This window comes from Pseudomonadales bacterium (genome assembly GCA_013215025.1).
In the GTDB taxonomy this organism is placed as follows: domain Bacteria; phylum Pseudomonadota; class Gammaproteobacteria; order Pseudomonadales; family DT-91; genus DT-91.
Map to the genome: position 1 here is coordinate 1 of JABSRR010000234.1, position 3,236 is coordinate 3,236.

The window sequence follows — 3,236 nt, forward strand, 5'->3', positions numbered from 1 at the left end:
CTTTAGCGAAGACGATGACCTCATCGTAGAAAACCTGGTTGAATTTGCCGAGCAGCTCAGCGCTGAGGAACTTGAGCAAAAGCTGGATATTGCGCTTGCTGAAGACACACTGCGGGGCAACTTAATTTCGACGAATGGCAGCACGACCGCAATTGCGGTGACAGTCAACCTTCCAGAACTCAGCTTGGATGAAAACCCGCAAGTTGCCAATGCGATGCGAGAGCTGGCGGATCAAATTCAACAGCGACACCCTGAACTTAAGCTAGCGCTATCAGGTGTAATCATGCTCAATAATGCTTTCTCTGAAGCCAGTATCAACGATCTCAAAAGCTTAGTTCCCGCAATGTATGCGGTACTCATCATTATGAGCATTATCGTACTGCGTAGCTTCTGGTCTACAGTAAGCGTGCTTTTGGTTATTTTATTTTCCTGCCTTTCAGCCATGGGGCTGGCTGGCAGCTTAGGTATACCGCTAAGCCCAGTTGCAGTTTCAGCCCCCACTATCATCATGACTCTGGCGATTGCGGACAGTATTCATATCATAGTTAGCATGCTAGCCAGTTATGCGAAAAATGGCGATAAACATCAGGCCATTATTGAAAGCTTACGCGTGAACTTAGTACCTGTTACGCTAACCAGCGTCACCACTATCATTGGTTTTCTTACCCTGAATTTCTCCGACGCACCACCGTATTGGCATCTTGGCAACATCACCGCGATCGGCATTATCTTTGCGTGGTTATTATCGCTGAGCTTCTTACCGGCCATTTTAAGCATTTTACCGATCAAGCAACCTACACCAAAAGCTGAAAATAGATCTTATCTTGTTGCTTTAGCGGATTGGATTGGTCGTAAACACCAATCGATTTTAATCATTGGCGGCTTGCTTAGCGCAAGCTTAATTTACAGCTCAACACATATCGAACTTAACGACGAATTTATTAAATACTTTAGCCCAGACATTGAATTCAGGCGTGATGCAGATTTCACCACTGAAAATCTAAGTGGCCTTTACACTATTGAATACAGCTTTAGCAGTGGCGAAGCTGACGGCATTAATCAACCGCTGTATCTAGAAAACATTGAACGCTTTGCGAATTGGCTGAGAGAACAAGATGAGGTAAAGCATGTTTATAGCCATAGCGATATTATTAAGCGCTTAAATCGTAATATGCATAATGAGGATGTTAGTTTTTTTCAGGTTCCAGATACCGTTGAAGCAGCTGCGCAATTTTTATTATTGTATGAACTGTCGTTACCACGAGGCTTAGACCTACAAAATCGAATCAGCATTGATAAATCTGAAACTCGTATGACTGCGATCTTAAAATCCATCTCATCAGTTGAATTACAAAATCTCAATGATCGCGCTCACCAGTGGCAAAAACAACATTGGCAGGTAGCTGAACCAAGTAGAGCGACTGGCACAGCAGTTATGTTTTCTTACATCTCTAAACGTAATGTTGAATCTATGATGGTCGGCAATGTGATCGCCGTATTGTCTATCGGACTGATTATGCTGCTATTGCTTCGCTCGTTGCCATTAGCGCTGATTAGCATATTGGCTAATGGTTTGCCGGTTATTTTAATGTTTGGCATTTGGGCCCTGATTGTCGGCAAAGTAGGCATGGTAGCATCTGCCATTGCCGCCAGCACGCTGGGTATTGTAGTTGACGATACCGTCCATTTTTTATCAAAGTATCTGCGTGCTAGACGGGAAAAGTCAGCAACACGCTTTGAGGCTATCGAAGAAACGCTATCGACCGTAGGTGTGGCGATTATTTCAACCACTATCATTTTGGTTTCAGGCTTTTTTATTCTAGCCTTTTCCGATTTTCAGCTGAATCAACAAACAGGTTTATTAAGCTCAATTACGATTGCGATTGCGCTGTTTTTTGATTTGTTTATGCTGCCAGCAATTTTACTGATAGGTGCAAAAAGCAAGCATCGCAATGGCGAAAATTAACTAGCGATTAAAAAGTCATACTGGCTGCATTTAACATGCCGACGCTGATGGATATGGCCGCAAGAATGATACCGGCTGCAATCTCACCGGTCTTGAGGCGTTCGACCAACCTTGGCAAAAACATACGTACCACAAAAAACGCCACTAACTGCACAATAAGCGCTATCACTCCCCACAATAAACAGTCGGTATAACTTTGCGCATTTTCAATAGCAGAAGCGAGCGGCAAGCAAAAACCCACTATGCTGCCGGCAAGTGCTATGGCTGCTGCAGTATCATTCGCCTGAATTAATTGCCACTCATTCAGCGGCGTTACCGCATTATAAATGGTGATATACAACAGTAATAATATGGCGCCTATGGCAAAGTATGAAAAAAATGCGGGTAGCCCTAGCAGATATATTTCAATTTGCTCGATCATAGAGATTATTCCTGAGTTATCGTTTTATCCATGGTTTGCTTGAGTATATAATTAAATATTGTTTTTTTTCAAAATTATGGCAATTGTTAATGAGTGATAATATTTGGCAGTCTATTCGTGAAGAAACTGAGATTGATGTGCGTAATGAGCCAATCTTGGCCAGTTTCCTACACGCCACAATACTCAAGCACGAAACTTTAGAAGCGTCATTAAGTTACCATCTCGCGAACAAATTAGATTGCCATGAGACACCTGCCATACTGATTCGCGAAGTGATTGACGAAGCGCTGTCAGCAGCACCTGAAGTCATTGCCGCCGTCCGCGCTGACATTCAGGCTGTGTATGAACGCGATTCTGCGTGCCACCGTTTTTCAACACCGTTTTTATACTCCAAAGGTTTTTTAGCTTTGCAAGCCTATCGTATCGCTCATTGGCTGTGGTTAAATCAGCGCACGTCATTGGCCTTATACTTTCAACATCGTATCTCGATGATTTTTGGCGTTGATATTCACCCAGCCGCGAAACTTGGCTGCGGCATTATGATCGATCACGCAACCGGCTTAGTAATTGGTGAAACCAGTGTAGTAGGCAATAATGTGTCAATTATGCAATCTGTCACCCTTGGCGGAACCGGTAAAGAAGATGGCGATCGTCACCCAAAAGTGGCTGACGGCGTATTGATTAGCGCTGGTGCAAAAATTTTGGGTAATATTCATATTGGCGAAGGCGCCAAAATTGGTGCAGGCTCAGTGGTATTACAAGATGTACCCAAACATACCACAGCAGCGGGTGTACCTGCACAAATCATAGGTAAACCTCAGTCAGAGTCACCCGCACTTGAAATGAACC

The 3,236-nt window shown here is 43.6% G+C and carries 3 protein-coding genes; 2 read left to right on the forward strand and 1 reads right to left on the reverse strand.

From position 1 onward, the window contains the following. Positions 1–1,966 (forward strand): MMPL family transporter (locus tag HRU21_12290; GenBank protein ID NRA43068.1); only part of this gene is annotated, 1,966 nt, incomplete at its 5' end. A gap of 7 nt (positions 1,967–1,973) precedes the next feature. On the opposite strand, the gene HRU21_12295 is transcribed toward HRU21_12290, so the two are convergent. Beyond that, complete coding sequence (locus HRU21_12295; protein NRA43069.1) at positions 1,974–2,387, reverse strand: DUF350 domain-containing protein; 414 nt, start codon at positions 2,385–2,387, stop codon at positions 1,974–1,976. A gap of 89 nt (positions 2,388–2,476) precedes the next feature. On the opposite strand from HRU21_12295, the gene cysE reads away from it, so the two are divergent. Next, positions 2,477–3,236 (forward strand): serine O-acetyltransferase (cysE, locus tag HRU21_12300; GenBank protein ID NRA43070.1); only part of this gene is annotated, 760 nt, incomplete at its 3' end.

What these genes read in the sequence shown, in the direction of transcription:
- HRU21_12295 (NRA43069.1), bottom strand. Translation starts at nt 2,387, where the DNA reads ATGATCGAGCAAATTGAAATATATCTGCTAGGGCTACCCGCATTTTTT.